Source organism: Synechococcales cyanobacterium T60_A2020_003, assembly GCA_015272205.1.
Lineage (GTDB): Bacteria > Cyanobacteriota > Cyanobacteriia > RECH01 > RECH01 > JACYMB01.
This window is the reverse complement of record JACYMB010000301.1, coordinates 1-5,823: the sequence shown is the minus strand read 5'-3', so window position 1 is coordinate 5,823 and position 5,823 is coordinate 1. Positions and strand designations below refer to the sequence as shown.

The following is a 5,823-nucleotide window of genomic DNA, read 5'->3' as shown; positions in this document are numbered from 1 at the left end:
CCCCGTCGCCTCCGTGAAAGGGAGGTGTCCTAGGCCTCTAGACGATGGGGGCGCAGGCGTTTGTACTAATCAAGTTAACCAATTTAGAGAGCAATGTCAACATTTGTATGGAAATTAATTTGGAATGCCCCGTTCCCCTAGAGTAATCCCTAGAATTTGCAAGTGTTTTCAACTCCTCCCAACGGATAATTTTGCCTGTGCGATCGCAAGACTCTACTCCGCTCCTGTCCCAACTCCACCACTGCGCCACTCAACCCGATGCCCCTTTCTATACTCCGGGACACAAGCGGGGGCACGGGATCAGTCCGCGCCTGATCGAGATGATGGGCGATCGCGTCTTTCAAGCCGATCTGCCGGAACTGCCGGAGTTGGACAATCTGTTTACGCCATCTGGGGTCATTCAGGCGGCGCAGGACTTAGCGGCGGCAGCGTTTGGGGCGGGTCGAACCTGGTTTTTAGCCAACGGGTCTACCTGCGGCATCGAGGCGGCTATTCTGGCGACCTGCACCCCTGGGGATAAAATTTTGCTCCCTCGCAATAGCCACAAATCAGCGATCGCCGCCCTAGTTCTTTCTGGTGCCCGTCCCGTCTTTCTCACTCCGGACTACGATCCCGATTGGGGCATTCCCGGCGGGGTTAGTCCGGATCAGGTGGCAAGGGCGCTAGAGCAAGATCCGGCGATCGCGGCGGTGTTTTTAGTCTCCCCCACCTACCACGGCATTTGTAGCAACCTAGAGGCGATCGCCCCTATGGTTCATGCCCATCAAATTCCGCTGATTGTGGATGAGGCACATGGGGGACATTTTGCGTTTCATCCAACTTTCCCCTCTGCGGCGTTGGCCTCCGGCGCAGATTTAGTGATTCAATCCACCCACAAAGTCCTAGGCGCGATGACCCAAGCTTCCATGCTGCACCAAAGCCAATCCTCGGTATCCACCCATCCCACCTGGGGCGATCGCCTGGAGGCATCCTTGCAACTCGTCCAGTCCACCAGTCCCAGCTATCTCCTCCTGGCCTCCCTAGACGCAGCACGACACCAAATGGCGACCCAAGGCCAAGCCCTACTTGATCAGACCCTATCCCTTGCTACCAGCGCTCAGCAGGCCATTCGAGCCATTCCCGGACTGCGACTGTTGGGCGATCGCCTGTTTGATCCCCAAACTGGATTTGCCGCCCATGATCCCACTCGGCTCACCGTCAGCGTTCAGGACATCGGCTGGACAGGCTTTGCCGCCGACGAGTACCTGCACGACATCTGCCACGTCACCGCCGAATTGCCGGAACTGCACCATCTCACGTTTATCTTGACCTTTGGGAATACTGAACAGGATATCTCCTCTCTGATTCAGGGATTCCAAGGTTTGCAGCCCCGTTCTCTACAGTCCGTTCCCCAGTCGATCGCCCTTCCGACCATTTCCCCCCCGCTGCAAATGTCCCCCCGCGATGCGTTTTTTGCGCCATCGGTTGCTGTACCCCTACCAGATGCGATTGGGCGAGTCAGCAGCACCACCGTCTGTCCCTATCCTCCCGGCATTCCGGTGCTGCTGCCGGGCGAGCAGATTACCCCAGAGGCGATCGCCACCCTCCAGTCCGTTCTAGATGCAGGCGGCGTTGTCACCGGGGGAGAAGGAGCATCATTTCAGCACCTCCGCGTTATAAAAGAGGCATAACTCTAACCTGCTTGGCATGGCGATCGCCCATGCGTTATTGGACAATGGTTCCAATCCTGCCTATTCTTTAGACCTTGGTATTTAATGGTAGATTTGCTCTGGCCCTATTGCACTCCGGGCATTTCCGACGATTTATTCGAGCGATTACCCGGCATTCCTATGAGTAAACGCGAAATGCGCTTGCTCATCATTTCCCATCTCCGCCTGAAAAGCCATGACGTGTTCTGGGATATCGGCGCTGGAACGGGCACTATTCCCATCGAAGTGGCGTTGCTCTGTCCCCATGCGCGAGTGATTGCGGTCGAACGGGATGAGGATGTCGCCAATTTAGTCCGCCGAAACTGCGATCGCTTCTCGGTTCAAAACGTAACCATAATTGAGGGACAAGCACCCGAATGCTTAGCAGACCTCCCCGAACGGCCAAACTGCATCTTTATCGAAGGCGGAAGACCCATCAAGGCCATCTTGCAAGAAGCCTGGGATTACCTCAAACCCGATGGGCGCATTGTGGCCACAGCAACCAACTTTGAAACCCTCTACGCCATTTCCGAGTGCTTGTCTGAATTGCAGGTGCGCAACGTTGAAGTCGTCCAATCGGCTGTTAACCGTTTAGAAAAACGCGGCACGCACCAAGTTTTTGCAGCCGTAGATCCCATTTTTGTGATCAGCGGCGAAAAACTAGACTAAATCGTTTTCCTCCATGAATGCATGATGCCTTCCCCGGTTCTTCTATGTCTTTACCTCGACTTCTCAGTGCAATTGTTGCGATTATCCTGGCTTTGGGGATGATTATTTTGGGTGGATGGTATTTCACCCTTGGATTCGGCATTATTATTTACCTCGGCCTGCAGGAATATTTCCAACTCGCCCGCGCCAAAGGCATCATGCCTGCGGCTAAAACAACCTTAGTCGTGAGCCTGCTGTTGCTGATTACCTCAACGGCCTTCCCAGTGCTGGCCGATGCGGTCATGCCGATTGCGGGCACCCTCATTTGTTTCTACCTGCTGTTTCAGCCTAAGTTTGCCACCATCGCCGATATTGCCACGTCGGTGCTGGGGTTATTCTACGGGGGCTACTTGCCCAGCTACTGGGTGAGACTGCGATCGCTGGGCACCGTCGAGAGTAGCAATCTTCCCCTGTGGGGCTATTGGCCGTTCCCCTTCGACGGCATCAAAGCCCTACCGCAAGGGTTAACCGTGACCCTCCTCGCCTTCGGCTGCATTTGGGCGGCAGACATTGGTGCTTACTTTATTGGTAAGTTTTTCGGCAAAACGCGTCTGTCGGACATTAGCCCTAAAAAAACCGTGGAAGGTGCCGTCTTTGGGGTCTTTGCCAGCATGATGGTGGGTGTGGCCGGAGGCTGGATTCTGGGCTGGAATGGCTCACCGATTACGGGCATGGCCTTGGGAGTGATTATTGGCGTCGCTAGCTTACTGGGCGATCTGACTGAATCTATGATGAAACGCGACGCCGGAGTGAAGGATTCAGGACAACTAATTCCGGGTCATGGAGGGATTCTCGATCGCGCCGATAGTTACGTCTTCACCGCTCCCCTGGTGTACTATTTTGTGACGCTGCTACTGCCGATTATTCCGGGTTGATTTGACACCTATTCTCCATGTCGTCTGTTGATTTCATTATCTTTGTGGTGTATCTACTCGTCGTCAGTCGGGTGCTGTACCAGGCGTACGACTCCCTGGAGGATCGGGTGCGAATTCGGTTTGACAAAGCAGCTTTTCAAGACCAGTTGAAGGTCAATGCGCTGGAAAATGCCATTGCCATTGGCTTTGGCTTCCGAGATAGCGATCGTTACCTGTTTAACGAAATTCCTACCAGTCTGGAGATGAGCATTGAGAACAAGACGGGAACCTATCCCATCAAAGTGGATTGGGATCGCTCTTCTTTGAATGACTTCAGTGGGCGATCGCGACGCGTCATCCATCTCACCTCCATGTACCCCATCGATCTAGCCACAGAGCAGCGTCCCACCTTCATTGCCCCCAGGGGCGTTCTCCAAAGTCGGATTACCGCCGAAGAACTGATCACCCGTGACGATGGGGGAAATGTAAAGGCCACAGCCCCCATCATCAACCTCGGCAAAGCCGCCAACGGGAATTTCATGGCAGGCAAAGCCCCCATTACCTTTACTCTTTGGCTAACGCTGGAAATTCCTGAACTGCACAACAACCAAACCTACGAGCGGTTGTACAGCCTTCCCTGCACGTTTCTCATCGAAAAAACACCCTGGCAGGAATATTTACCGTTCTACGGCAAGTGACGACATGGAATCCTGCTATGCAGTGACATTGAACCCCACCGCCTGACGGCACCTCTCCTTTCTTAAGGTAGGGTTGATTCTCTAGATAAAGGAAATAAGTGTAGGCAAAATCATGTGGAAAGCGACGAATGGCTTTGGTGATAGACGAATGTCCCGCTCTACGAACTAGAGAGATGGCCGACGACCTTAGAAAAGCCATCAGCGTAGCTGGCTGAGGAGAGCAGTTCAACGAGGCATCTTCGCCGTGGATATTGGACTTTACGACCTCGTCTCCAGTCGGGAATGGTTTTCAGTGGTTCGATTCAGGCTTCGACTCCCATCACACAAGTGGAACAACTTCCTTATCTTGTTTCTATTGTCGATCTGATTTTGATCGATATTCAGCTAGAGGAAACATTAGATGGCATTGCCACGGCAGCCCAGTTGCGCGATCGCGGCATTCGGGTTCCCATCATTTTTCTAACGGCCTCTACCGGAACAGACACCTTGCAGCGGGCGATCGCCACTGAGCCCTTTGGCTATCTCATCAAGCCTTTTCACCCTACAGAGTTGTATGGTGGGGTGACGACTCACGGTATCGCCACCAGCTTCAACGGCAGCGTGAACAGTCGGAAGAACACCTGGCTACGACCTTAGCAAGTTTGGGCGATGGGGCGATCGCCACTGATTGCCAAGGACAAATTACCTTTATGAATCCGGTGGCCGAAGCATTAACAGGATGGACAGCCGTTGAGAGTATTCGGAATGGCAAAGGTGAGGTGATTGGCGGCATCCTAGTGTTTCAAGATGTCACGAAACGACAACAGGCAGAGGAGCGATCGCGTGAATTTCGTGCCTTGGTGGACCACTCCCCTGACGTGATTGCTCGGTTCGATCGACAGTTGCGGTATCTCTACATTCATCCCAACATGCAAACGGCAACGGGGATCCCGTCCCAAGCCTTCATTGGGCGCACCAATGCCGATCTCTTTATGCCTGCGGATGTAGTGTTGCCGTGGAATTTTGCCCTCACTCAAGCCCTCAACACCGCTCAGGAACAGTTGACGGAGTTGGATCGAGTAACGGTAGATGGGGTGCGCTCCTACCCAGTTCGCATCGTGCCAGAGGTGAATGACCAGAATGTCGTTGAATCGTTGCTGAGTGTGGCGCGGGACGTGACCGCATACAAATGGCTAGCATCAAAATGTCGTTACACATGCTCCAAATGGTGCTGGAACCAACGGGGATCTTTTCTGATCCGACGAATCCTGCCCAGCGCTACTTCCACATTCTGCAAGAGGAGTGCGATCGCGCAACCAACCTGATTAACAATCTCCTCAATCTATCCCAACTGGAAAGTGGACAACGCGACTTAACTCTAACCACCATCCAACTCCAAATATGGCTTCCCTCCATCCTTCAACCCTTTGACAAGAGATGCCACCAACAGCGCCAAACGCTGAGCATTCATTGTGTTCCAGATCTATTCCCCATCCACACTGACATCACGTATCTGGAACGGATTTTGGTAGAACTGTTAACCAACGCCTGCAAATATACGCCCCCCTATGGCCACATTCAGATCAGGGTGGAAGCCCATCGAGTGGGGCGTGCAAATCCAAGTTCGTAATTCTGAGAGCGAAGTTCCATCCACAGAACTAGAACGGATCTTCGACAAATTTTATCGAGTTCCCCAGGGCGATCGCTGGCAATATGGCGGAACAGGTCTAGGGCTCACCCTCGTAAAACAAATGGTGGTTGATTTACAAGGCGTGATCGAAGTCTCTAGCCACAAAGACTAAACAACCTTTGCCTTGAAACTTCCCTAGCTCGTAGAGGAGTACGGCGTTGTTGCATGAAAGAGGGGTTGCGGGCGGGAGAGGCATGGTAAATTTC

Annotated in this window: 8 protein-coding genes; all 8 read left to right on the top strand. The window is 53.2% G+C overall.

Annotated features, from left to right (window positions below; genetic code table 11):
* The first annotated feature begins 185 nt into the window (after positions 1–185).
* The 8 genes from IGR76_14875 to IGR76_14840 all read left to right on the top strand — a co-directional run bounded on the left by IGR76_14875 (position 186) and on the right by IGR76_14840 (position 5,729).
* The gene (locus IGR76_14875; GenBank protein MBF2079759.1) at positions 186–1,670 is read left to right on the top strand and encodes an aminotransferase class I/II-fold pyridoxal phosphate-dependent enzyme; all 1,485 of its coding nucleotides are present in this window, start codon (positions 186–188) and stop codon (positions 1,668–1,670) included.
* A gap of 93 nt (positions 1,671–1,763) precedes the next feature.
* A complete protein-coding gene (cbiT, locus tag IGR76_14870; protein MBF2079758.1) occupies positions 1,764–2,357 on the top strand; it encodes a precorrin-6Y C5,15-methyltransferase subunit CbiT in 594 nt (197 codons plus the stop codon).
* A 44-nt stretch (positions 2,358–2,401) separates the two neighbouring features.
* Positions 2,402–3,271, top strand: coding sequence for a phosphatidate cytidylyltransferase (locus IGR76_14865; GenBank protein MBF2079757.1), 870 nt, complete (start codon positions 2,402–2,404; stop codon positions 3,269–3,271).
* 17 nt (positions 3,272–3,288) lie between these two features.
* The gene (locus IGR76_14860) at positions 3,289–3,948 is read left to right on the top strand and encodes a hypothetical protein (GenBank protein ID MBF2079756.1); all 660 of its coding nucleotides are present in this window, start codon (positions 3,289–3,291) and stop codon (positions 3,946–3,948) included.
* 282 nt (positions 3,949–4,230) lie between these two features.
* On the top strand, positions 4,231–4,584 hold the full coding sequence (locus tag IGR76_14855; GenBank protein ID MBF2079755.1) for a response regulator: 354 nt from the start codon (positions 4,231–4,233) through the stop codon (positions 4,582–4,584).
* 5 nt (positions 4,585–4,589) lie between these two features.
* On the top strand, positions 4,590–5,252 hold the full coding sequence (locus IGR76_14850) for a PAS domain-containing protein (protein MBF2079754.1): 663 nt from the start codon (positions 4,590–4,592) through the stop codon (positions 5,250–5,252).
* Positions 5,153–5,557, top strand: coding sequence for a HAMP domain-containing histidine kinase (locus tag IGR76_14845; protein MBF2079753.1), 405 nt, complete (start codon positions 5,153–5,155; stop codon positions 5,555–5,557). Before IGR76_14850 ends, IGR76_14845 begins: the two co-directional genes overlap by 100 nt.
* Positions 5,538–5,729 carry a sensor histidine kinase gene (locus tag IGR76_14840; protein ID MBF2079752.1) on the top strand — a complete coding sequence of 64 codons (192 nt, stop codon included), beginning with the start codon at positions 5,538–5,540 and terminating at the stop codon, positions 5,727–5,729. Before IGR76_14845 ends, IGR76_14840 begins: the two co-directional genes overlap by 20 nt.
* Positions 5,730–5,823: the final 94 nt, after the last annotated feature.